Source organism: Bacillus sp. 95MFCvi2.1, from assembly GCF_000374965.1.
Lineage (GTDB): Bacteria > Bacillota > Bacilli > Bacillales > Bacillaceae_G > Bacillus_A > Bacillus_A pseudomycoides.
This window is the reverse complement of record NZ_KB895716.1, coordinates 24,730-49,552: the sequence shown is the minus strand read 5'-3', so window position 1 is coordinate 49,552 and position 24,823 is coordinate 24,730. Positions and strand designations below refer to the sequence as shown.

At 36.6% G+C, this 24,823-nt stretch carries 23 protein-coding genes and 1 pseudogene; 14 read left to right on the top strand and 10 right to left on the bottom strand.

Annotated elements, in window-relative coordinates; all coding sequences use genetic code 11:
• The 8 genes and pseudogenes from C568_RS0124970 to C568_RS0124940 all read left to right on the top strand — a co-directional run.
• On the top strand, positions 1–489 hold a 489-nt coding region (locus C568_RS0124970; protein ID WP_018783056.1), incomplete at its 5' end, for a Cna B-type domain-containing protein.
• Between the two features lie 257 nt (positions 490–746).
• Positions 747–1,012 (top strand): annotated as a pseudogene (locus C568_RS36570) (DDE-type integrase/transposase/recombinase); the annotation flags it as partial.
• Between the two features lie 71 nt (positions 1,013–1,083).
• Positions 1,084–2,871: a PAS domain-containing sensor histidine kinase gene (locus tag C568_RS0124965; RefSeq protein WP_018783055.1), complete on the top strand. Its 1,788-nt coding sequence runs from the start codon at positions 1,084–1,086 to the stop codon at positions 2,869–2,871.
• 399 nt (positions 2,872–3,270) lie between these two features.
• The gene (locus C568_RS0124960; protein ID WP_006093908.1) at positions 3,271–3,864 is read left to right on the top strand and encodes a TVP38/TMEM64 family protein; all 594 of its coding nucleotides are present in this window, start codon (positions 3,271–3,273) and stop codon (positions 3,862–3,864) included.
• Between the two features lie 58 nt (positions 3,865–3,922).
• Positions 3,923–4,486: a signal peptidase I gene (gene lepB / locus C568_RS0124955; RefSeq protein ID WP_018783054.1), complete on the top strand. Its 564-nt coding sequence runs from the start codon at positions 3,923–3,925 to the stop codon at positions 4,484–4,486.
• 125 nt (positions 4,487–4,611) lie between these two features.
• On the top strand, positions 4,612–8,124 hold the full coding sequence (addB, locus tag C568_RS0124950) for a helicase-exonuclease AddAB subunit AddB (RefSeq protein ID WP_018783053.1): 3,513 nt from the start codon (positions 4,612–4,614) through the stop codon (positions 8,122–8,124).
• A complete protein-coding gene (gene addA, locus C568_RS0124945) occupies positions 8,121–11,846 on the top strand; it encodes a helicase-exonuclease AddAB subunit AddA (protein ID WP_018783052.1) in 3,726 nt (1,241 codons plus the stop codon). The genes addB and addA overlap by 4 nt, the downstream gene beginning before the upstream one ends.
• Before the next feature lie 77 nt (positions 11,847–11,923).
• Positions 11,924–12,217, top strand: coding sequence for an RNA polymerase alpha subunit C-terminal domain-containing protein (locus tag C568_RS0124940; RefSeq protein ID WP_006093912.1), 294 nt, complete (start codon positions 11,924–11,926; stop codon positions 12,215–12,217).
• An 85-nt stretch (positions 12,218–12,302) separates the two neighbouring features.
• Here C568_RS0124940 and gerPF read toward each other — a convergent pair whose 3' ends face one another.
• The 7 genes from gerPF to C568_RS0124905 all read right to left on the bottom strand — a co-directional run bounded on the left by gerPF (position 12,303) and on the right by C568_RS0124905 (position 14,606).
• Positions 12,303–12,518, bottom strand: coding sequence for a spore germination protein GerPF (gene gerPF, locus C568_RS0124935; protein ID WP_003195867.1), 216 nt, complete (start codon positions 12,516–12,518; stop codon positions 12,303–12,305).
• A 45-nt stretch (positions 12,519–12,563) separates the two neighbouring features.
• On the bottom strand, positions 12,564–12,950 hold the full coding sequence (locus tag C568_RS0124930; RefSeq protein ID WP_006093913.1) for a spore germination protein GerPE: 387 nt from the start codon (positions 12,948–12,950) through the stop codon (positions 12,564–12,566).
• A 12-nt stretch (positions 12,951–12,962) separates the two neighbouring features.
• Positions 12,963–13,157: a hypothetical protein gene (locus tag C568_RS0124925; protein WP_018766557.1), complete on the bottom strand. Its 195-nt coding sequence runs from the start codon at positions 13,155–13,157 to the stop codon at positions 12,963–12,965.
• Positions 13,158–13,163: 6 nt separating this feature from the next.
• Complete coding sequence (locus C568_RS0124920) at positions 13,164–13,778, bottom strand: spore germination protein GerPC (protein ID WP_006093914.1); 615 nt, start codon at positions 13,776–13,778, stop codon at positions 13,164–13,166.
• 83 nt (positions 13,779–13,861) lie between these two features.
• Entirely contained in the window at positions 13,862–14,053 is a 192-nt protein-coding gene (locus C568_RS0124915) for a spore germination protein GerPB (protein WP_006093915.1), read from the bottom strand.
• A gap of 16 nt (positions 14,054–14,069) precedes the next feature.
• Positions 14,070–14,291: a spore germination protein gene (locus C568_RS0124910; RefSeq protein WP_006093916.1), complete on the bottom strand. Its 222-nt coding sequence runs from the start codon at positions 14,289–14,291 to the stop codon at positions 14,070–14,072.
• A gap of 135 nt (positions 14,292–14,426) precedes the next feature.
• Positions 14,427–14,606, bottom strand: a complete 180-nt coding sequence (locus C568_RS0124905; protein ID WP_018783051.1) for an aspartyl-phosphate phosphatase Spo0E family protein — start codon at positions 14,604–14,606, stop codon at positions 14,427–14,429.
• A 241-nt stretch (positions 14,607–14,847) separates the two neighbouring features.
• On the opposite strand from C568_RS0124905, the gene C568_RS0124900 reads away from it, so the two are divergent.
• Together C568_RS0124900 and C568_RS0124895 are read left to right on the top strand one after the other, a co-directional pair.
• Positions 14,848–15,747 carry a fumarylacetoacetate hydrolase family protein gene (locus C568_RS0124900; protein WP_018783050.1) on the top strand — a complete coding sequence of 300 codons (900 nt, stop codon included), beginning with the start codon at positions 14,848–14,850 and terminating at the stop codon, positions 15,745–15,747.
• Positions 15,716–16,222: an HXXEE domain-containing protein gene (locus C568_RS0124895; RefSeq protein ID WP_029427741.1), complete on the top strand. Its 507-nt coding sequence runs from the start codon at positions 15,716–15,718 to the stop codon at positions 16,220–16,222. The genes C568_RS0124900 and C568_RS0124895 overlap by 32 nt, the downstream gene beginning before the upstream one ends.
• Before the next feature lie 34 nt (positions 16,223–16,256).
• On the opposite strand, the gene rocD is transcribed toward C568_RS0124895, so the two are convergent.
• On the bottom strand, positions 16,257–17,447 hold the full coding sequence (gene rocD / locus C568_RS0124890) for an ornithine aminotransferase (protein ID WP_003195875.1): 1,191 nt from the start codon (positions 17,445–17,447) through the stop codon (positions 16,257–16,259).
• A 161-nt stretch (positions 17,448–17,608) separates the two neighbouring features.
• Between rocD and C568_RS0124885 the strand changes: the two genes are divergently transcribed.
• A complete protein-coding gene (locus C568_RS0124885; RefSeq protein ID WP_033794635.1) occupies positions 17,609–17,968 on the top strand; it encodes a YisL family protein in 360 nt (119 codons plus the stop codon).
• A gap of 141 nt (positions 17,969–18,109) precedes the next feature.
• Here C568_RS0124885 and C568_RS0124880 read toward each other — a convergent pair whose 3' ends face one another.
• Complete coding sequence (locus tag C568_RS0124880) at positions 18,110–18,664, bottom strand: DUF2777 domain-containing protein (RefSeq protein WP_003195877.1); 555 nt, start codon at positions 18,662–18,664, stop codon at positions 18,110–18,112.
• Positions 18,665–18,936: 272 nt separating this feature from the next.
• Between C568_RS0124880 and asnB the strand changes: the two genes are divergently transcribed.
• The gene (gene asnB / locus C568_RS0124875) at positions 18,937–20,790 is read left to right on the top strand and encodes an asparagine synthase (glutamine-hydrolyzing) (RefSeq protein ID WP_018783047.1); all 1,854 of its coding nucleotides are present in this window, start codon (positions 18,937–18,939) and stop codon (positions 20,788–20,790) included.
• 303 nt (positions 20,791–21,093) lie between these two features.
• Complete coding sequence (locus tag C568_RS0124870) at positions 21,094–22,332, top strand: N-acetylmuramoyl-L-alanine amidase family protein (RefSeq protein ID WP_018783046.1); 1,239 nt, start codon at positions 21,094–21,096, stop codon at positions 22,330–22,332.
• 245 nt (positions 22,333–22,577) lie between these two features.
• Here C568_RS0124870 and C568_RS0124865 read toward each other — a convergent pair whose 3' ends face one another.
• Complete coding sequence (locus tag C568_RS0124865; protein WP_018783045.1) at positions 22,578–23,375, bottom strand: LysM peptidoglycan-binding domain-containing protein; 798 nt, start codon at positions 23,373–23,375, stop codon at positions 22,578–22,580.
• A gap of 479 nt (positions 23,376–23,854) precedes the next feature.
• Between C568_RS0124865 and hemH the strand changes: the two genes are divergently transcribed.
• Positions 23,855–24,814, top strand: coding sequence for a ferrochelatase (hemH, locus tag C568_RS0124860; RefSeq protein ID WP_018783044.1), 960 nt, complete (start codon positions 23,855–23,857; stop codon positions 24,812–24,814).
• Positions 24,815–24,823: the final 9 nt, after the last annotated feature.

Genomic DNA, 24,823 nt, shown 5'->3' with positions numbered 1-24,823 from the left:
GGTCAAACAAAAGTAGAAGGAAAGAAAACGTGGAAAGACGATAATGCGAAAGAACGTCCGAAAACAATCAAAGTAGACCTACTCCAAAATGGCAAATTGATTGATACGAAAGAAGTAAGTGAAGCAACAGGTTGGAAATACGAATTTAAAGACTTAGCGGCATACGATGCGAATGGTGTTGCCTACAAGTATGAAGTGAAAGAACAACCGGTAGATGGATATCAAACAGAAGTAAATGGTTATGATATCACGAATACAAAAATCAAGGACGAAACAGGTGTAGATCCAAACAAAGATCCAGACAAAGATCCAAATACAAACACAAACATAAATAGCGATTCAAAAGTTCCACCTACTAAAGAAAATGATAAGACGACAGCATTACTTCCTAAAACAGGTGGAACACCAACGGAAATGATTTCAATTATTGGAGGTATGGTATTGTTCGTTTTAGGTGGATTCCTATTCGCTCGTCAACGAATGAGATAATAAACAACTGGTTCTGGTGCAAGAAATCTATCAAACTTGGACATGCTGATCCTAGTAACTTAGAAAGACTGGAGATTATGTATATCAAAGTCAAATAATTTCAAATAGAAACTATCAAGGTATTATCTTGTTAATAGTAAGTGACTTAGTGAAGATAATAGGAGAACATAGATTATCTAATGCGTATACCTGATTGGTGAGGGCTTTCCATCAGTGGGAGATGAAGACCCCTCACCGGTGGAAGTTTCACTTTATAGCGTGCCGTTGATTCAGAAGGAAATACAACTGATTTTTATTTAGGGAAAACAAGAGATCATAAGGCCGCAAAGCGCTTTTTCAAGAAAGCTTTGCGGCCTTTTCATATTTCAAATCCGTGTGCTATCACTCTAGACAAGTATCTGGCGTAGAGTCGAAGGAAGAGAAAAAGATGCCAGCAAGCATTACGAAAAGACAGGTGAAATATCTAAATCACAATGTAGAACAAAATTATCGTTGTATTAGGAAACTGTTTAAAGTACTCATGTTATTTTCTGAATAATTAGTTTTCCCAAGAGTTATAATGATATATTAAATAAAAAGGAGATGGGTTAAATAATGAGATATACACTTAAAGACCTTATAAATATAAACGAGTTCAAGAACATAACAGAACAATTTTATAATTTAACTAAAGTTCCATACTGTCTCCTCGATAATAATCAAAATGTTATATTTTTCAAAGGCGAACCTTTTTTTTATAATCAAAAAAGCAAATTGTTCAAAGAAACTCATATTCCCATCGTTATTGAACAGGAGCATATAGGGACCTTTGTTATTGGGACAAGTATTAATAAAGAGGTTATTGTAGATTCTCAGATAACACCTTTTAAATGTATTGTAAATCTCATTGAAGAGATGGCAACTCAACAATTATATTTAAAAAATTTTCATGAAAAAAATTCACAAATAAAAACCGTAACACAACATGATGAAAATCATTTATATAGCATATTACAAAATATGCCAATTATGATTAATGCTCTTGATGAAAAAGGAAGTATTATTATGTGGAATCGGGAATGTGAATTAGTAACTGGATATAGTGCAGATGAAATTATTAACAATCCTACAGCAATAGAATTGCTACACCCTGATAAAGCTTATAGAGATCAGTTATGTAACGATTTATTAAAAAATGGAAATGATTTTAGGGATTGGGAAGTGAACATAACTTGTAAAAATGGTGAGATAAAAACTATCATGTGGTCAAATATATTACAGAGTATTCCTATTTTAGGATGGAATATTGGAGCAATTGGGATTGATATAACCAACCGTAAGAGAATGGAAGAAAATCTTAAACAAACATCGGCTGAACTGGAATTAATTTTTAAAGCAATTCCTGATTTATACTTTTTGTCAGACCTTGATGGGACCATTAGGAAGTGTAAAACTAATTCTATATCTAAATTTTATGTTCAAATCGAAGAATTTATAGGGAAAAAAATTCAAGAGGTATTACCTGTTTCTATAACAAAGCAATTTGAGAAAGCCATTAATCAAATACAAATTTCAGCTGTTCCGGTTTTAATAGATTATCCTCTACAACTAGATGATGAAATTTATTATTTTGAAGCGAGACTTTTACCGCTTTTTAAGGATAAAATTATGATTATTGTACGTGATATTACAGAACGTAAAAAAACAACGGAATTATTAAAAAAATCAGACACCCTTAAAGCAGTAGGGCAATTGGCAGCTGGAATTGCTCATGAAGTTCGTAACCCTTTAACAGTAATTAAAGGGTTCATGCAATTATTACAACAAGAAGTAGGAGAAGACAAGGAATATTTTAGGCTAATATTTTCTGAAATCAGAGGTATTGAAACAATTCTTCAAGAATTTTTATCTATTGCAAAACCGAACGTTGTAGTATTTGAACCTAAAAATCTTTGTACTATATTAGATAACGTGGTTGCTTTAATAAGTACGCAAGCAATTATGAAGAATATTCGTATTACATTAAACATGGATTTTGAAAATTTATTGGTTGAATGCTGCGAAATTCAATTAAAACAAGTTTTTTTTAATATTTTACAAAATTCTATTGAAGCTATACAGAATGGTCAAGAAATCACCATTAACGTGAAAAAACATAATAGTACCGAGGTTATGATTTGTATTTCAGATAAAGGAGTAGGTATTCCACCAGAAAGAATTAAAAGGCTAGGGGAACCTTTCTATAGTACAAAGGAAAAGGGAACGGGTGTTGGGCTTATGATTAGTTATCAAATTATTGAAAGTCATGGTGGAAAAATAAACATAAGAAGCCAAGTAGGGAAAGGAACCACTGTTATAGTATTTTTGCCCATTTATAATAATGCGGTTGTTGATTTTAGTTGAAAACTGGATTGATAATTTACAATATGAAGGAAGATAAAGGACGTTTTTGGGGATATAAATTTATCCCGCTATTTGCGAGCATTAAGACTCCCACCTCAAGATTCCGAGAGAAGCGAAGAAGATAGGTGGGAGATAACTGCCCGTAAATACCCGATTGGTGAGGGCTAATAATCAGTGGAGGATGAAGAAAACTCCACTGATTAAAGTTGTACTTTATTTCTCAATATGTAACATCCTGTCAAATAATGATAGATTATCATACAATAATAATGAAGGATTTTTACATAAAATTATGGAACTTTAATAAATACATCTCCATATGTCGTATCTACCATTTCCTCTTTACAATAAGCGATGATAAAGTAGAGATAGGAATATAGCAAAGGGGTAAATTGTAGAATGGATTTTCAAACAATCAAAGAGTATTTTTCAGCAGAAAATATGGATCAGCTTGTAGCTAGTTATCGGGCACTTGGACCGCTCCTTGGTATTAGCTTGCCGATGGTAGAGGCACTTATCCCGGCACTGCCACTTATTTTGTTTGTGATGGCAAATGCAGTTGCCTTCGGGTTTTGGCTTGGTTTTTTGTATTCATGGCTTGGATCGGTTCTTGGTGCATTAATTGTATTTTCAGTTATTCGTCGTTTTGGAAGAAGTCGATTCTTCTCGTTTGTGAATAAACATCCGAAAGTGCGCAAAGCGATGGGATGGATTGAGCGGAAAGGATTCGCACCTATTTTTATATTATTTTGTTTTCCTTTTACGCCGTCTGCACTTATTAATGTTGTGGCTGGTTTATCACGTATTAGTAGACGACAATTTGTGTTAGCGTTAGCGCTTGGAAAGTTAGTCATGATTCTTATTTTAAGTTATATTGGGCATGATTTAACTTCTTTTATCCATAAGCCTGTGAAAACTATTATTGTCATAGGTGTCATTTTTATTTTATGGTATGTCGGTAAGAAGATTGAGGTAAAGCTAGAACTACATTAAGACTAGTCTTCACTGTAATTACAACTTCATTATAGGAAAAGGGTGAGGGGAGAGGCGGATGAAGCGAGCTTTGAAAAAAGAAGGCCTAGAGTGGATGAGAACAATCTTTATAGGTGTGCTATTAGCTGTTTTTTTTCGAACGTTTTTCTTCTCAACGTATGTTGTAGAGGGAAAGTCAATGATGCCGACACTTCAAGATGGAAATATGCTTGTTGTGAATAAGGTTAGCTATCAAGTTGGGGAGTTGAACCGATTTGATGTTGTCGTGTTTCATGCGAATAAAAAGGAAGACTATGTAAAGCGAATTATCGGTTTACCAGGCGATCGGGTTGAATATAAGCATGACAAATTGTATATAAACGGTCAATTTATTGATGAGCCTTATTTGGAAACATATAAGAGGCAAGCGGAAGGCCGGCAGTTGACAGGTGATTTTACGTTAGAAGAATTAACGAGAGAAAAGGTTGTTCCGAAGGGGTATATTTTTGTGATTGGTGATAATCGTCTCGGCAGTTGGGATAGCAGGCATTTTGGATTTGTAAAAGCAGATACTGTTGTCGGGAAAGTGGATTTACGCTATTGGCCGATTAATGAAGTGCAGACGAATTTTTCAAAAGGATAATGAAAGAGTTTACAGCCTATAGGGAAGGAAAAGACAAGCAGCCTCTGTTTGTCTTTTTTCCTGTCCTATAATACAATGATGACAGCAAACTAACGTTCGTTATGTAAGTGAAAGGTGGGGATTACATGTCGCTTCGATTTGTGATTGGACGAGCTGGAAGTGGAAAAAGTACATTTTGTTTACATGAAGTGCAAGAAGAATTAGGGCAGCGTCCAAGAGGCGAAACAATTTTATATCTTGTACCGGAACAAATGACGTTCCAAACGCAGCAAGCTTTAATAGGTAATGAAGGAGTTAGCGCCTCCATCAGGGCGCAAGTTTTTAGTTTTTCAAGGTTAGCGTGGAAGGTCTTGCAAGAAGTTGGTGGTGCAAGCCGCCTTCATATTGATGAGGCTGGCGTGCATATGTTACTACGTAAAATTGTAGAAGCGCGTAAAGAAGGATTGTATGTGTTTCAAAAAGCAGCAGAACAAAATGGCTTTTTTGAGCATTTAGGCAGCATGATTGCCGAGTTTAAACGTTATAATGTAACGCCATCGAATGTATATGAGATGTGGCAACAGTTAGATGCTCACAGTAGCGGTGATGAACAAAAATTATTAGCAAATAAAATGTACGACCTTCAGCTTTTATATGATGATTTTGAACGGGCTTTAATTGGTAAATATTTAGATTCAGAAGATTATTTACAGTTGCTTGTAGAAAAGCTTCCGGATTCTGATTATGTAAAAGGCGCAGAAATTTATATAGACGGATTTCATTCATTTTCACCTGGGGAATTAGAGATTATTAGACAGCTCATGATTTGCGGAGCAAGAATAACAATTACGTTAACAGTAGATGAAAAAACATTATCGCAGCCAACAAGTGAACTAGATTTGTTTTATCAAACAGTACTTACGTATGAAAAGGTAAAACAACTGGCACGTGAGGAGAAAATCGCAGTTGAAAGTACAATTTCAATGAGCGAACAGCCACGTTTTCTTTCGCCAGCATTGGCACATCTAGAAGCTGAGTTTGAATCTCGTCCGTCTAAGAAGTTCCAAAGTGAACCAGACATTACATTATATACAGCGGCAAACTTGCGAGCGGAAGTTGAAGGTGTAGCTAGGGAAATTCGCAGACTTGTTGCGGAAGAGGAGTATCGCTACAGAGATATTACGGTTCTTCTTCGTAATGGAGAAAGCTATTATGATGTAATGAAAACATTGTTTACTGATTATGATATTCCGCACTTTATCGATGAAAAGCGCCCAATGTCACATCATCCATTGATTGAATGCATTCGTTCTGCACTAGAAGTGATTAGTGGGAATTGGCGCTATGATGCTATTTTTCGCTGTATAAAAACGGAATTATTATATCCGTTGGATGTGAGAAAAGAATCAATGCGCGAAGAAATGGATGAGTTTGAAAATTACTGTTTAGCATATGGCGTACAAGGAAAGAGATGGACGGCAGATGAGCCTTGGACGTATCGTCGTTATCGTTCGCTAGATGGAGTAAACGGAATGCAAACAGATAGCGAACGTGAAATGGAAGAGAAAATAAACTGCCTTCGTGATGTGGTAAGGACACCAATTATTCGTTTGCAGAAGCGTTTAAAACGTGCAAGTTCAGTTGTACAAATGTGTGAAGCGGTTTATTTGTTTTTAGAAGAATTAGATGCTCCTAAAAAACTGGAAGATTTGCGTATGCGTGCTGAGGCAGAAGGGAATTTTCTATTTGCAAGTGACCATGATCAAGTTTGGGAAGAAGTAATGAATCTTCTTGATACATTTGTAGAAATGCTTGGTGAGGAAAAGATGTCTCGTTCAATGTTTATCGATGTAATGACAACGGGACTTGAGGCACTTCAATTTGCAAATATCCCGCCTTCTTTAGATCAAGTGCTCATTGCGAACATTGATCGTTCAAGGTTATCGGATATTCGCGCGGCTTTTGTGATTGGTGCGAATGAAGGAATCATTCCGGCAGCCCCTTCAGATGAAGGGATGTTATCGGATGAAGAAAGGGAATTTCTCGTTACGGCTGGTGTAGAATTAGCACCAACAACAAGGCAGACGTTATTAGAAGAGCAATTTGTTATTTATCAAACAGTAACTCGTGCATCTGAGAAGTTATATATTTCTTGCCCCCTTGCGGATGAAGAAGGAAAGACGCTACTTTCATCTAGCTTTATTAAGAAAGTGAAAAGAATGTTTCCTTCTGTTAAAGAAGTATTTGTAACGAATGATGTGAATGATTTATCTCGTCAGGTACAAATTTCGTATGTAGCAACGCCAGAGGTTACCTTGTCATATGTAACGCAGCAATTACAAAATTGGAAACGATATGGTTTTGAAGGGAACCTTGATTTTTGGTGGGATGTTTACAACTTCTATGTTACATCGCCCGAGTGGAAGCAAAAAAGTAGTCGTGTACTATCTAGTTTATTTTATCGAAACCGTGCGCAGAAGCTTAGCTCAGTTGTAAGTAGAGATCTATACGGAGATAAAATTAAAGGAAGCGTCTCTCGCATGGAATTATTTAATCGATGCGCATATGCTCATTTTGCGCAGCATGGATTATCGCTGAGAGAGCGTGATATTTTCAAGTTAGATGCACCGGATATCGGCGAATTATTCCATGCAGCATTAAAGAAAATTGCAGACAAGTTACTTAGGGAAAATCGTACTTGGGCTGATTTATCGATAAAAGAGTGTGAGCATCTTTCTGCCGTAGTAATTGAAGAAATCGCACCGTTATTACAAAGACAAATTTTATTAAGTTCTAATCGGAATTATTATTTGAAACAAAAGTTACAGCAAATCATTTTCCGTACGTCACTTATCCTTCGTGAACATGCGAAGTCCAGTGGATTTGTGCCAGTTGATTTAGAGGTTCCATTTGGTATGGGCGGGACAGGCTCACTTCCGCCGATGGAGTTTTCGTTGCCAAACGGTGTGAAAATGGAAGTTGTTGGCCGGATTGACCGTGTAGATAAAGCGGAAGACGAAAATGGTACCTTCCTTCGCATTATTGATTATAAATCGAGCACAAAAGCTTTAGATTTAACAGAAGTATATTATGGGTTAGCACTTCAAATGTTAACGTATTTAGACGTTGTTATTTCAAATGCGAATACGTGGATGAAAAAAGATGGAACGGCATCACCTGCTGGCGTTTTATATTTCCATATTCATAACCCGATTGTGGAGATGAAAGGCGACGCTTCGGAAGAAGAGATTGAAAAGGAAATTTTAAAGAAATTTAAAATGAAAGGTCTCGTACTAGGAGATGCGGATGTTGTTCGATTGATGGATAACAAGCTTTCAACAGGAAGTTCAGACATTATTTCTGCAGGTCTGAAAAAAGATGGTAGCTTTAGTGCGCGTTCTAGTATTGCAAGTGAGCAAGAATTTACAACCTTACAGCAATATGTACATCATACATTTGAAAACATCGGGAAAGACATTACAGAAGGTGTTATTGATATCGCACCGTATAAAATGGGGAACAAAGCAGCTTGTACATTCTGTAATTTCCGTTCTGTTTGTCAGTTTGATGAATCACTTGAGGATAATCAGTTCCGCACGTTAAAAGATATGAAAGATAGTGAAGCGATGGAGAAAATGAGAGAGGAGGTTGGCGAATGATAGAGAATTGGCCACAGAAGCCTGAAGGTAGTCAATGGACAGATGATCAATGGAAGGCAGTCGTCAGAGATGGCCGTGATATTTTAGTAGCGGCGGCAGCGGGATCGGGAAAGACAGCTGTACTTGTAGAAAGAATTATTCGCAAAATTATTAATGCTGAGAATCCAGTAGATGTGGATCGCTTGCTTGTCGTAACATTTACAAATGCAGCGGCACAAGAGATGAAAAACAGAATTGGTGAAGCGTTAGAAAAAGTATTAATTGATGAGCCAGGATCAGGGCATGTTCGGAAACAGCTCAGCTTATTAAATAAAGCATCCATTTCAACCATTCACTCGTTCTGTTTACAAGTGATTCGAACGTACTATTATATGCTCGACGTTGATCCACGTTTTCGCATTGCTAATCAGACGGAAAATGAATTGTTAAAAGAAGAAGTATTAGATGACATATTAGAAGAGGAATATGGAATCGAAGGAAATGACATTTTCTTTGAACTAGTTGATCGATATACAAGCGATCGTAGTGATGATGACCTGCAGCGTATGATTTTAGCGCTTCATACGGAATCGAGGGCACATCCAGATCCAGAGAAGTGGCTGGATAAGCTTGTCGAAGCATATGATGTGGAAGGGAAATCAATTGAAGACTTATCGTATGCAACTTATTTATTAGAAGATGTGAAGTTTCAGCTGGAAACTGCTGAAAAGCATATTCGAAAAGCAATTGAGTTAGCTATGCTTCCGGATGGGCCAGCGCCTCGCATTGAGACATTACAAGCGGACCTTGTGTTACTCGGGACGTTATCTAGTGCAGCACATCAGTCTTGGACAAGTGTATATGAAGCGATGCAAAATGTTTCGTGGCAAACGTTAAAGCGTATTAAAAAGAGTGATTACAATGAAGAGATTGTCAAACAAGTAGATTCACTTAGAAATAAAGCGAAAGATGAAGTGAAGAAGCTACAAGAAGAGTTGTTTAGCCGGAAACCAGAAAGCTTTTTACGTGATTTCAAGGATATGCACCCTATACTAGAAAAGCTTGTTCAGATTGTAAAAGTATTTACTGAGCGTTTTCAAACGATAAAGCGTGATAAAGGAATGGTTGATTTCACAGATTTAGAGCATTTTTGCTTACAAATTTTAAGTGAACGTACGAACGATGGCGAGCTTCGTCCATCACTAGTTGCGCTTCAATATCGGAATAAATTTGCCGAAGTACTTGTCGATGAATATCAAGATACGAACTTTGTGCAGGAGTCAATTATTAAGTTTGTAACGAAAGACTTTGAACAAGAAGGTAATCTGTTTATGGTCGGCGACGTAAAACAGTCGATATACCGATTCCGATTAGCAGAGCCTGGCTTATTTCTAGGAAAGTATAAACGTTTTACACCTGAAGGAATAGACGGCGGGATGAAGATTGATTTAGCCAAAAACTTCCGCAGTCGTCATGAAGTACTAGCAGGTACGAACTTTATTTTTAAACAAATTATGGGCGAAACTGTCGGGGAAATCGATTACGATGCTGATGCTGAACTAAAGTTAGGTGCGAGCTACCCAGAAGGAGAAGATGTAGCAGCCGAACTGTTATGTATTCATCAGTCTGAGGGAGAAGAATCGGTAGAGGGAGAAGACGGTGTAGAAGTAGAAAAAGCACAGCTTGAAGCACGTTTAATGGCGCAGCGAATTAAAGCGATGGTTGATTCAGGTTATGAAGTATATGATCGTAAAACAGATAGCATGCGCCCTGTGAAATACCGTGACTTTGTCATTTTACTTCGCTCGATGCCGTGGGCTCCGCAAATTATGGAAGAGTTAAAATTACAAGGCATTCCTGTTTACGCTGAGCTCGCGACAGGTTATTTTGAAGCGACAGAAGTGACCGTTATGATGAATGTGTTTCGGGTAATTGATAATCCGATGCAAGATATTCCGCTTGCTGCTGTGCTTCGTTCCCCGATTGTTGGGTTAAATGATGAAGAGCTTGCGATGTTACGTGCTCATGAGAAAAAAGGTTCGTTTTATGAAGTGATGCGTTCCTTCTTACAAGGCGCGCCACTTGAAGAAGAGGCAGAATTACATGGGAAATTACAATGGTTCTATAATCTCTTGCAAGTGTGGCGTGAATTTGCGCGCCAGCAGTCTCTTTCTGATTTAATTTGGAAAGTATATCGTGAGACGGGTTATTACGATTTCGTTGGTGGTCTTCCAGCGGGAAAACAGCGTCAAGCTAACTTACGCGTACTATATGATCGCGCAAGGCAGTACGAAGCAACATCTTTCCGCGGGTTATTCCGTTTCCTTCGCTTTATTGAACGTATTTTAGAGCGCGGGGACGACATGGGAACAGCGAGAGCGCTTGGCGAACAAGAAGATGTGGTTCGAATTATGACGATTCATAAAAGTAAAGGGTTAGAGTTCCCAGTTGTATTTGTAGCGGGGCTTGGACGCCGTTTTAATACACAAGATTTAATGAAACGATTCTTATTACACAAAGATTTCGGTTTTGGATCACAGTTTATTGATCCTCGTAAACGAATTAAATATACAACGATATCACAACTAGCCATTAAACGTAAAATGAAGATGGAACTAATTGCGGAAGAGATGCGCGTATTATATGTTGCTCTAACGCGTGCAAAAGAAAAACTAATTTTAATTGGTACGGTGAAAGATAAAGAAAAAGAAATTGAAAAGTGGCTTGACTCGCGTGAACATACAGATTGGTTGTTACCGGATTACGTTCGTGCAGGAGCATCTTGTTACTTAGATTGGATTGCACCGTCACTATATAGACATCGTGATAGCGAAATGCTTCTTGAACTTGGACAAGGAAATATACCAAATGAAATTTATGAATACGATGCGAGCTGGAAAGTGGAAGTGGTTGATGGTAGCACTTTACTTGCACCGGAACCAGTACAAGAAGAAAAGCAAGAATTGTTAGAAGCGCTTCGTGAGAAAAAACCTGTTCCTCTAGAAAGTGAACGAAAAGAAGAGGTGTATGCTCGTTTAACTTGGGAATATGCGTATGAAGGTGCAACAGCGCATCGGGCGAAGCAGTCTGTTACTGAGATAAAGCGGAATTATCAATCGGAAGATGGAAGTGATAATGCCTTTATTAAAAAAATTCGTACTCCTATAAAAACGCGTCCTCGTTTTATGGAGAAAAAGGGGTTAACTTATGCTGAACGGGGGACAGCTGTTCACGCCGTAATGCAACATGTTAATTTACAAAAACCGATCACGCTTGAAACCGTTCAAGAGCAAATTGCGGAAATGGTAAATAAAGAATTACTAACATTTGAGCAAGCAGAAGAAATTGCGATTGATCGAATTGTAGCATTTTTTGATACGGATCTTGGTAAGCGTGTGTTAGCTGCGAAAAGTGTAGAACGTGAAGTGCCGTTTACGATGATGCTTTCAGCGGAAGAAGCGTATCAAGATTGGCAAAATCAGAGCAGAGAATCTGTACTTGTCCAAGGGGTTATCGATTGTATGATAGAAGAGGAAGACGGAGTTGTATTAATCGATTTTAAAACAGATACAATTGAAGGAAAGTTCTCAGGTGGATTCGATCAAGCAAAGCCGATTTTAGAAGAACGTTATAAAGTACAGCTTTCATTATATGCGAAAGCGTTAGAGAAAAGTTTACATCATCCAGTGAAAGAAAAGTGTTTATATTTCTTTGATGGAAATCACATAGTACATGTTGATTAACAAAGTAAGTGAAACATACATCAAAGTATAAATGTGAAAAAGGGGAAAGATGTAACTCTAGGAAGGGAGTATGTAAAATGGTAACTTCCAAAAAAAGTTTAAGAACTTGTGATAATGGACACCAATACTATAAAAGTAGCGATTGTCCTTCTTGCCCGATCTGTGAGAAAGAACGAAAACCGGAAAGTGGATTTCTTTCACTTCTCTCGGCACCAGCAAGAAGAGCATTGGAATACAATGAAATAACTTCTTTGCAGCAGCTCTCAAAATGTAGTGAGAAAGAGATTTTACAACTGCACGGTATGGGGTCAGCATCTTTACCTAAACTTAGAACTGCTTTGAAGGAAAGTGGGTTATCATTCAAAGGCTAAACAATAAGAATGATTACACTTATTGAAGCGCGAACAAGAAAATCAAAAGAACGAAAAAAGTAGGAGAACAATTCTCCTACTTTTTTTAAGCCGTTCCAATTTGATCTTGATCCGCAACATCTGAATCGAATGTATTTGTTGCGCTGACACCGTTAAATGTATTAACAACAAAAGCAACATTTGATGCTCCTGAACCGTTATATGCCTTTGTATTTTCCTTAGGAGAGACATTATAGAAGTCACCTAAGTTAAAAGAGCCATTACTATTTTGAACAACGAGGTTTCCAACGACAGAGGGCATGTTATTCACCTACTTCATTAGTCTTCTTTAACATCACTATATGATTTATTTGTTGAAAGGTTCATCTGTAATATATTGACGGAGTTGGTGAATGCGTGAATTATTAAATGCATAGTCAACGGAGCCGATTTGAAAGCAGGCAGAATTTAATAAAGTACGAATCGTAACATCATTTACTTCAATGAAGGGACATTCATTTATAATATTCACTTTGACATCTGTCGATCTTTTGGGAATTGTAATATACTCATCTGTAAAGATTTTAAAAGCCTCGAAACTTCCTTCATCTTTTAAATAAAAAGGGATTTCTCGATGAACAATAAGTGCACGACTTTTTAATTCCATCTGTTTCGCATCGCCAACTTGAAAAACACTAGCAATCCCCATAGAAATAACTTTGGATTGATGAACAACTGAAATGTGCTGAAGCATAAAGCTCCCTCCTTAACCTGGAGTAGTAGGCGCGGCAGTTACGAGAGGTACAAATGGACCCTCAGTAACTGATTCGAAAGGTGTATCGAGAATAGAAGAGAGAATGAGAAGGTTCGCATCACCGATTAAAAAAAGTGCAGATGAAGATACCCCGTTCATTTTAATCTGGCCAACTTTCATTTCACGATTTATCACGTTAAAATTCATATAAACTTACTCCTTTCGAAAATTGTTCGGTATGTGCTGAATAAAGGAAAGGAATGCTTTATCAATATCTTGTTTCATAGCTTGAATAATTGCATCTTTCATATACTGAGGATCTGATGTAATCTCTTCATACGGTTGTACTTGTGATAAATAGTAAGGAAGGCGATGCTCCATTTGTTTTTTTATATCATCAATCATCATTTGTCGATACATATCATCGAGTGGTGTCCGCTGTTCTTGTTCAAAATGAAGAATTCTGCTATATGCTTCTTCATCTAAATAGCGATGCATCTCTTGAATAATGCCTTGATAAAAATCAGGGTTTGTTTGTGTTTCTGGATTTACTTTTAATGTTTCTGTATCCACCTCAAAATCTTCAATCTGTTGTCCTTTCGTTGCGAATGGATTTAAGCCGATATTTAACGTACCATTTAAGTTTTCTACTTTTAATTGATCGAATTTATATTCTACTTTTCCTATAGAAGAGGAGGGCCGGCCTTTTAGTTCATCAAGTTCTTTCCTTAATGTCTGTACTTGCTCTTCTAATGCATGAATTGCTTCTTGTTGTTTTTGAAGAACTTGTTGAAATTGTTGTAGGTAAATATATACATCTTGATTCACTGTGTGAAACCTCCTTTTCAATAGGGAGGGGTGTGTATGCTTGCTCTATATGTTTATGACATAAAGAGCTTAAGAAGAACCCATCATGGTTTAATAGAAATAATTTGTCCTTTTGATTTCAAGGGGCGAAGTGGCGCTGTAAATCCACCTGTATTGGAAAATTTAGATAATGCTTTAATGCTACCGGCACTTCCAATTTGAAAAACGGAGGATGTTGTAATGCTATCAATTCTTATATTGTTAATGATAATACTTTGCTGTACATAAAAGTTCACTTACGAATCGCCTCCTTTAGTTGGATCCAATTATAGCTTGATCGATTATGTCTGTATCATTGACTGTTGTCGCATTTTGATAATTGTATACTGAAATATTTTCACCAACATTAAAAGAACCAGCTCCTGCAAAAGCACGTGAGTAACTAATCGGTCTAATTGCAAATACATCTCCAACATGAAAAATACCACTTGATCCAATGTTAACGATATGAATATGTCCAACCATCGCTGGCATAGCAAACACCTTTCATAAATAAAATTTTTACTGCTGTTATCATCCATGTTCTATATGAAAAATCAATATCCTTTTCTATTATTGTATGGGCGTTTTCATTAAAATGTGTCTTTTTTCAAATAAAAGACACACACTTCATTGTGTGTGTTCGTCTATAGTATAAGTTGAGGTGAAATCCGCTTTCAAAAGCCAAACCACATTTAAGAGCCTGTCCAGTTCTTGGCTACAATTCACTGTTTTTTGAGAAGTTATTCCGTAACGTTCAGCAAAATACATCATTTTCTCACGTTTTTTTTCAATCGCTTGCTCAAACATAGAATCGGCTCCATCTCTTTATAAATTTTAAGTATATATGTAGTACATATTATACAAAAGTTCCATAAAAAAGAAATAGCTTCGATAAAAAAAGTAAAAATTCTACATTTTATTCCAAAATAACATCGGACAGTGTGAAAAATGAAGAATCTTGTAAAAATTAAAATGTATTGGCAGGTTTTTTTTAAAGGAATGCGAATACAATTACATTGTATGAGTTTTAGGATGGAGAGTGGAAATCATGCGGTTTGTTACAGTGAAGAAGGAAGAGAAAGTATTTGTTGGCATTGTGGATGAGTATGAAGAAAAAGTGCTGCATATTAGAGAAGCACAGCGGCAAAAAGGCGAAAAGATTACAGTTCCTATTACAATGCTAGAGTGTATCGAAAAAGGAAATGCTTTTATTGAAAAGGTGGTAGAAATTATAAATTGGGCAAAGGAAAATGAAACGACGGCGTATTATCCATTGCAAGACGTTAAAATATTAGCACCTATTCCAAGACCAAGAAAGAATATTCTTTGCGTCGGAAAAAACTATCGTGATCATGCGATAGAGATGGGTGGAGAAGAGTCTATTCCGAAAGATATCATGATTTTCACAAAGGCGCCGACGACGGTTATCGGGAATAGAGAGAAAATTCACAGTCATCCGCATGCAACGAGTGAACTAGATTATGAAGGAGAACTCGCAATTGTGATTGGGAAACGCGGAAAACAAATTGCAAAAGATAAGGCGCTTGAATATGTTTTCGGTTATACAATTGTAAATGACATAACTGCTCGAGATATTCAAAGAAAACATAAACAATTTTTCTTAGGAAAAAGTTTTGATACATTTTGCCCAATGGGGCCGTATTTAGTTCATAAGACGGCTATTAAAACCCCGAATCAATTAGATATTGAAACAAGAGTGAACGGAGAGGTTCGGCAAACTTCAAATACTGCAAATATGATATTTTCAATAGAAGATATTATTTCTATCGTAAGTAAAGGGATGACGTTAGAGCCTGGGGATATTATTGCGACTGGAACACCAGCGGGAGTTGGGAAAGGGTTTATACCACCTAAATTTCTAAGCGCTGGTGATGAAGTAACAATAACGGTGCAGCATGTTGGAACGCTTCAAAACCTGGTCAAATAGTACGTTATATATTTGGCTCATCCCTATTCTATTTGCATTTCATAATGCTGAGGAATATTATTTTTTCCCTGAAATGAAATATTTCCAACCGATTCGTATGGAAGAAAACGCGTGGCAAAAACAATATTTCTTCATTGCATTATGTTTGTTAACAAGCATTGTCTTTCTGCTTGTGTGTATTCATTCTATATTTAAAAAGAAAGTCACGCTTTATATATTGCTCGTTATACAAGCGATGATTTTTATGAATGGGTTGTTTCATATCACTGGGGCAATTTTGACAGAAAGATATGTTCCAGGATTGGTAACGGCAGTGATATTCATTATACCTTTTTCATTGTTTTGGTTTCGGAAAGGGATAAGAAATGATTGGTGGGAATTGAAACATGTGATTGTCTCCTGTATAGCAGGTGTGTTGCTTCTATTTCCGGTTATCGTTGGGATATTACTTTTCTCAAAAATGATTGTTTCATGAAACAAGCTGCCTCGTAAGAGGCAGCTTGTTTTGATTAAGATAATACCGCTTTAATTTTTTGGAACGCCCACTCTAGGTCTTCCTCAGAAATAACAAGAGGTGGTGCGATACGAATTACATTTTCATGTGTTTCTTTACATAATAAACCCGCTTCTTTTAATTTTTCGCAATATGGACGAGCAGGCTCGTTCAATTCGATTCCGATAAATAATCCTTTACCACGGATTTCTGTGATCATAGGATTATCAATTTCTTTTAATTGTCCTACTAATTTTTCACCTAATTGAAGAGAACGCTCTGTTAATTTCTCATCTAATAATACGTCAAGAGCCGCAATAGAAACAGCACATGCAAGTGGATTACCACCGAATGTAGAGCCGTGAGAACCTGGTTCGAATACGCCTAAAATATCGCGATTTGCTGCAACGCAAGAAATTGGGAATACGCCGCCGCCAAGTGCTTTACCAAGTATGTACATGTCAGGAATTATGTTGTCCCAATCACATGCAAATAGTTTACCAGTACGACCTAAACCAGTTTGAATTTCGTCAGCTACAAATAAAACGTTTTCTTTTTTACATACATCGTATGCTTCTTTTAGGAATCCAGCTGGTGGAATGTTAATTCCTGCTTCTCCTTGAATTGGTTCTAAAATAAATGCAGCTGTATTTGGTGTAATTGCAGCTTTTAATGCTTCTAAATCACCGTAAGGAATCACAATAATGCCAGGAAGCATTGGTCCGAAGCCACGTTTGTATTCTTCATTGGATGACATGGAAACTGCCCCCATTGTACGACCATGGAAGTTATCTTCACAAACGATAATTTCAGCTCTATTTTCTTCTACCTTTTTCACATCATATGCCCAGCGACGTGCTGTTTTGATTGCGGTTTCAACAGCTTCCGCACCTGTATTCATTGGAAGTACCATATTTTTATTTGTTAATTCCGCTACTTTTTCGTACCAAGGACCTAATTGATCACTATGGAAGGCACGTGAAGTTAACGTAACACGGTTTGCTTGTTCAATTAAAGCGTCAATAATTTTCGGATGACGGTGTCCTTGGTTTACCGCAGAATATGCACTAAGTAAGTCCATGTAGCGGTTTCCTTCAGGATCTTCTACCCAAACTCCTTCTGCTTTCGAAATTACGATTGGTAGCGGATGATAGTTGTGAGCTCCATATGTGTCTGTTAGTTCGATAATATCTTTTGTTTGAATCATGATTGTTCCCCCTTTTGTTATTACAAGAAGTTTATAAATACTCTAAATATTATATCATTTAAATGTAAAAAAGCGAAATATTTCCTGAAAAGAAGTGGACATGGTATCATATAAAGTGAAAAAGTGTGAAAAGAGGAGGTTGGGATATCGTGACAACACACATGCATATTACAGCGTGGGCACTAGGGCTTATTTTATTCTTTGTGGCGTATTCTATGTATACGGCAGGAAGAAAAGGTAAAGGCGTACATATGGGGCTTCGTCTTGTGTATATCATCATCATTGTAACGGGTTTCTTACTGTATCAAAGCATTATGAAAACAGCAACAGGGAACATGCATATGTGGTATGGCCTAAAAATGTTAGTTGGTGTTTGGGTTATTGCTGCAATGGAAATGATTCTTGTGAAAACAAGTAAGAAGAAACCAGCAGGGGCGTTTTGGGTTCAATTTATTATTGCGCTTGTTATTGTACTATATCTTGGATTACGATTACCGATGGGATTTTCACCATTTGCGTAAAATAAAACCATCTTATTTTTCTGTAAAGGAGAATAAGATGGTTTTTGTTTAATGGTTTGTCAAATTTGAACTTATATGAAATAAAATACATTTATGAGGTTTGATTACGGAAAAGATAGAGACGAGGTATAGCTATTGTATTCACGTAGATTCTATATGTAGTTGTTCCCCATTTGTTTTTGTAAATTGAAATATATTCTTATTACAAGTGGAATACCGAACGTAATGATGGTGCAACGAGCAAATCATTTCTTCGTTATCAAATAATAGCAGGTTTACACCTTCACAAGGCCCTTCTTTCGGCTGAAACGATAAGAAATTATGACAATATATACAGTCATATAAAGAATAATTGAAGGACTGCAATGTTTCTGCAAATAACGCAAAAGCGGAATCGGATAGCTCTTCTAACCATTCATGATAACTGAGTAGTAATTTTTTACGAATTCGTATCATTTCACCATTTTGCAATGGATGATGTTCATTTGCAATTTGTAATATGTTTTGTTCGTAGAATCTTGCCGGTAGCCAATTGTTGTTATATAAAACTTCAAATCCATCTTCAATAATATCCTCAAGCAAAAATGCTTCATCATTTTCATCATCAAAGAATATCCATTCATTGTTTATATATTCCACATTCCCAATTGTATGAGCACGCGGTTGATTATACAAAATATGTTTGCGTTGTTTCATTCGTGATTTCTCCTTTTATAGAAGTAGTTATTCCTGTTATGGACAGTTCAGGCATTCTTTATAACCATGGAACACCTAAAGAAAGGTGGGCATAGAATAAAAACATGCTTCAAACAGTGAATTTTTTATCCGGACGGAGAAATTCCGTCTGGATCGTTAGCCCTCATCAATTAGGCTTTTACGTGCAGACGTTTCAGTTCAGCCTTTTTGGTTCTATGTGGGTTTTGAATGGAGTAAAGTTATACGGATATAGGATAGGAAGGATGATTTATATGTGCGGGATTACAGGATGGATTGATTATAAGCGGTCGTTAGAAGGTGAAAGAGAAACGGTTACGAAGATGGCAGAAACACTTGCAAAGCGCGGTCCAGATGATACGAATGTCTGGATCAAAAGGCATGTTGCTTTTGGGCATAAACGTTTAATTGTGGTTGATCCTGAAGGTGGGAAACAGCCGATGACATGTACATGTATGAAAGAAGAAGAGTATTACACAATTTGTTATAATGGGGAACTTTATAATACAGAAGATATTCGTAAAGAATTAATGCAAAGAGGTTATAGATTTAAAGGGCATTCTGATACGGAAGTATTATTAGCGTCTTATATCGAATGGAAAGAAGAATGTGTGAATCATTTAAATGGAATATATGCTTTTGCGGTTTGGGATGAGAAAAAAGAACAAGTGTTTATTGCACGGGATCGATTAGGTGTGAAACCATTATTTTATAAATATGAAAACGGAAGATTATTGTTTGCTTCAGAATTAAAAGCTATTTTAGCTCATCCAGATGTAAAGACAGAAGTTACGACAGAGGGACTATCAGAAATATTTGGATTAGGACCGTCTCGAACACCTGGACATGGTATTTATGCAGGAATTCAAGAGCTACGTCCAGGTCATGTTCTTACTTTTTCAAAAGATGGTTTATGTATATGGCGCTATTGGAATGTTGAGAGTAAAAAACATGAACATTCATTTGAAGAAACAGTAGAACAAGTACGTTTTCTGCTTAAGGATGCGATTACAAGACAATTGGTTTCAGATGTACCGTTATGTACATTTTTGTCGGGTGGGGTAGATTCAAGTGCCATTACAGCGTTTGCGGCAATGGCATATGAAAGAGAAGGAAAAGGGAAGTTGCATACGTATTCGATTGATTATGAAGATAATGAAAAATATTTTAAAGCAAATGCTTTTCAACCAAATTCGGATGCACCATTTATTGATTTGATGACAGAAACATTTGGTACAATTCATCACCGCTGTGTGATTTCCAATGAACAGTTAGCGGAGTATTTAACAGAAGCAGTACTCGTTCGCGATTTACCTGGTATGGCAGATATCGATTCTTCATTATTATGGTTTTGCCGAGAAATTAAACAAGATTTTGTCGTCGGTTTGTCGGGTGAATGTGCAGATGAAATCTTTGGAGGTTATCCATGGTTTTACCGGGAAGATGATTTGCAATCAAGTGCATTCCCTTGGATGCGCTCTACAGAGGCACGCGAACAACTCCTGAAAAAAGAATGGCGTGATAAATTAAAACTGCAAGAATATGTACAACGACGCTACGAAGAATCTATACAGGAAGTGCCGATTTTAGAAGGAGAAAGTACAATTGAAGCAAAAAGACGACAATTATTTTATTTGAATATGGTTTGGTTTATGACGACATTATTAGACAGAAAGGATCGCATGAGTATGGGAGCGAGCCTAGAAGTACGTGTTCCATTTGCGGATCATCGTCTGGTCGAATATGCGTGGAATATTCCTTGGGAAATAAAAATGTATAAAAATCGCGAAAAAGGTCTATTACGTAAAGTATTAGAAGGTGTATTACCAAATGATATATTATACAGAAAGAAAAGTCCGTATCCAAAAACGCACAATCCGCACTACACGGAAGCGGTAACAGTGTGGTTACAGAATCTGTTAACGGATAAAAACTCAATTTTGCATGAGTTGTTTGATAAAGAACAATTACAAGGGTTGATTCAATCAGGTGGTAGTGCGTTTCAAACGCCATGGTTTGGTCAGTTGATGACCGGGCCACAACTATTGGCACATTTGGCACAAATTCATGTGTGGTTTAAGGAGTATGGGGTAAATATTAAAGAATAGTAAAAAGCGGCTCACAATCATTGTGAGCCGCTTTTTTTCGCTATTTAACTTGAATATACATTTCCAGAATAGGGGCCCTTTATCTATTCTTAATGTCTCAAAGAAATAACTAATTTGAAAATTTATTAAAATAAAAATATAACAAAAAGGTAATAAAAATTAACTTTAATTAATTTTTGTTTCGGTTGAATAAAGAATATTACAAATAAATTACAAAAATGTTGATTATATTGAAACGTCGTAATATAATTCTCCTTGTGGAAATAAAAACACAAATTATTCATTATTTGGGGGATATGGAAAATGAAGAAAACTATTTTACCAGTTTTAATGTCTGCAATGTTTGTAGTTCCTGCAGTATCTCATGCTGAAAACCAAGAGGCTGTAAAACAATTTGCTCCAAAAACAGAACAGGCAATGCAGAAAACAGGTTGGGTAAAAGAGGGGAATACATGGTATTTCTATGACCAAAATGGTGTGAAGAAAACAGGGTGGTTAAAAGATAATGGTGCATGGTATTACTTGAATGCGGATGGGGCAATGAAAAGTAATAGCTGGTTAAGTGATGGAGGAAAGTGGTACTACTTTGCTGAAAGTGGAGCAATGAAAACGGGTAATATTTTTAATCAAGGTTCATGTTATTTATTAGGAGCAGACGGTGCGTTATATACGAACGAAGGCTGGGTTCAGTACGAAGGAGAATGGTATTACGTTCACCAAGGAGGAAAGCTACACGAGGGCTATCTTGAATATAACGGTAAGGTATATTCCATGGCTATAGAGAGTGGCAAAATGCAAAAGAACATTTGGTTAGGTTCACATCCAGATGGTAACTATTTTCTTGAAGATGGATCAATGGTAAAAGGGTGGAATTTGATTAAGAATGAGTGGTACTACTTTAATCAAGAGGGCATTAGCTATAATGGCTGGTTACAGTACAAAGGAAGCTGGTATTACTTTGTGGCTTCTAAGATGCAAACAGGTTGGATTGAAGATAATGGGAATTGGTACTACCTGAATGCAAATGGAACGATGAAAACAGGCTGGTTAAAAGATAAGGGCACATGGTATTACTTAAATGCAAATGGCACAATGAAAAGCTCAGCAAATGGGTGGAACGAAGGTTGGTTAGATGAGGGAGGAAAGCGTTACTTTTTTGATGACAGTGGTGCTATGCGGACAGGAAAACTAGCTGAAGGTGGTACTGTATGGTATTTCAATCCAGATGGATCAATGGTAACGGGATGGGAATTAGTTGATGGTGATTGGTATTACTTTAATGATAAAACTGGAGCAAGCCACGCAGGTTGGTTAAGTTATAACGGGAAATGGTATTACTTTTATGATGGCCCGATGAAAACAGGCTGGGTGCAAGATGAGGGTACATGGTACTATCTGAATGCGGATGGCCCGATGAAAACAGGATGGCTACAAGAAAATGGCAATTGGTATTATTTACAGTCTAACGGTGCAATGGCAACAGGTAAACATTTCATTGATGGAAAATGGTATTCATTCAAAGATAATGGCGTTATGATGTAACGAAAGTTTTTTTATGAGTATGTAGGATACTAGATACATATTTTAAGAGGTTTTTACAACGAAAGAAGACACTTGTTAGAGTGTCTTCTTTATCATTTTAACCGAGAAGACTCACTCCTCTAAACGAAGTGAAGGGAGGGGGAGTTGAATATTCTCTATGAATCTATAGAAGAGAAATAAAAAGGGACAGACCTTCCAAGGGAAGAGATCTGTCCGAGAGTAAATATAGTTAATGAATCAATTCCTCATTTAGCAAACACATGATTCCCAATTACTGCAACAGTTTGGCGTGTCGTAATCCATTTGTCGGTAGAGGTTTTTGGATTATAAAAATAAAGCCAATCAGAATTAATTCCTTTAGTAGAAATTGCTTCTTCTACCGCCATTCTCGCTTCGCGGGTTGCTGGTTGATCAATTCTTCCATCTGTAACTGGTGTAAAGGCATAGCCGTATTTAATAGGTTCATAAATAACATCGGTAATTGTATTTGGAAACCCTACTGCATCAACGCGATTTAATATAACTTTGGCCACTGCGACTTTCCCAGCGTAAGGCTCTCCTCCGGCTTCGGCAGTGACCAAACGAGCCATTAAGTCCAGTTCTTGTTCTGAAATACCTGTCGTAATAATTAAGTGTTGACCTGCATAAATCCGATCGCCGTTTGTATTGTTAGCTTGTCTAATTGATTGTATGGATACATTGTATCGTTTTGCGATAGCTTCTAATGTATCTCCTCGTTGAACTTGATAAACAATTTGAGTTGAATGATTTGAAGCTTCCACATCTTTTTGTTGTGTAGATTCGCTTGATGAAGGCGAGACTGGAATGGTTAATTGTTCTCCAATATAAATTCGATCATTTGTCTTATGATTCGCTTGTTTAATGGCTTGAACTGAAACTCCATAGTGGATGCTAATACCCCCGAGAGTGTCATTCTTTTTAACAGTATAAACCGTTGCTGCATCGGCCGTTCCTTGATTAGATACGAGTGTAATTGTTGCAGCAGATATAGGTAGCAAATGTTTCATCTTATGTAACTTCATCTGAAAAAAACCTCCTGAAAATCGTTGAGATATACTTAGTTGTGAATGAAAATTCATAAATTAGAATGTTTATTTATCATTCGTGGTTAAGTCATTTATATACTAACAAATTGAATGAGTATCGTCATTAATTGTGTATCAACATATTAATGATCTTTATGTAACTGAATATCTTAATGATCTTATATCTTACGTATAATTTTTATTCATTTGTTATTCATTTTATTTTGATTTTAGAATGTTAACTGTTACATTTTTATCTCGCTATTTGCGGACAGTAAGACCCTATCTCAAAATTCAGTGGAAGTAAACCAGAATATGACAAATGATATTAAATAAATTGTCAAATAAAATTAAAAATCATATTATAAATAATACTTATTTATAATTATTATTTTGACGTACTCATTATCGATTGGTATACTGGAAACGAATGTTCTTGAAAAAGATTCTCATTTCTAATATTGAGGTGAATATAGATGAATAAGAAGAAAATAGGTTTACTTGTGATGGCGTACGGAACACCGGAATCACTTGAGGATGTAGCGGCGTATTATACGCATATTCGTCATGGACGTAAACCATCTCAAGAAGCGCTTGATGATTTAGTGGGGCGTTATAAAGCGATTGGTGGTATTTCACCACTTGCGAAAATTACAAAGGAACAAGCTAGAAAATTAACAAATGAGTTAAATAAGAGTTTTTCAGAATTTGAATTTGTATGTTATTTGGGACTAAAACATATCGCTCCATTTATTGAAGATGCGGTGGAAGAGATGAAGCGGGATGGTATTGAGGAAGCAATTAGTATTGTGTTAGCACCTCATTATTCAACTTTTAGTATTAAAGCGTACAACGAGCGTGCCGAAAAGATTTCTGAGAACATAAATGGTCCTGTTATAGAGCCGATTGAGCAATGGTACGATGAACCGAAATTTATTGCGTATTGGGCAAACCGAATAAAAGAAACATTTACTAGAATTACAGACGGAGAGAAAGCTGTTGTAATTTTTTCAGCGCATAGTTTACCGGAGAAGATTATTACAGCAGGAGACCCGTATGTGAAGCAACTACAGCATACGGCAGATTTAATTGCTGAAGCAGCAGGTATTCAAAATTATACAATTGGCTGGCAAAGTGCAGGAAATACACCAGATCCATGGATTGGACCAGATGTACAAGATGTAACGAAAGATTTATACGAAAAGCATGGTTATGAATCTTTTGTATACTGTCCTGTCGGGTTTGTGGCAGAACATTTAGAAGTGCTGTATGACAACGATTATGAATGTAAAGTTGTAACGGATGAACTAGGTGCATCCTATTTCAGACCAGCTATGCCGAATGCTCAAGACTTATTTATTGATTGTTTAGTAGAAATTGTTTCCAAAAAAGTGAATAAAATAATTGACAAAAAATTAATTTTGAACAATAATTAAATTATAATA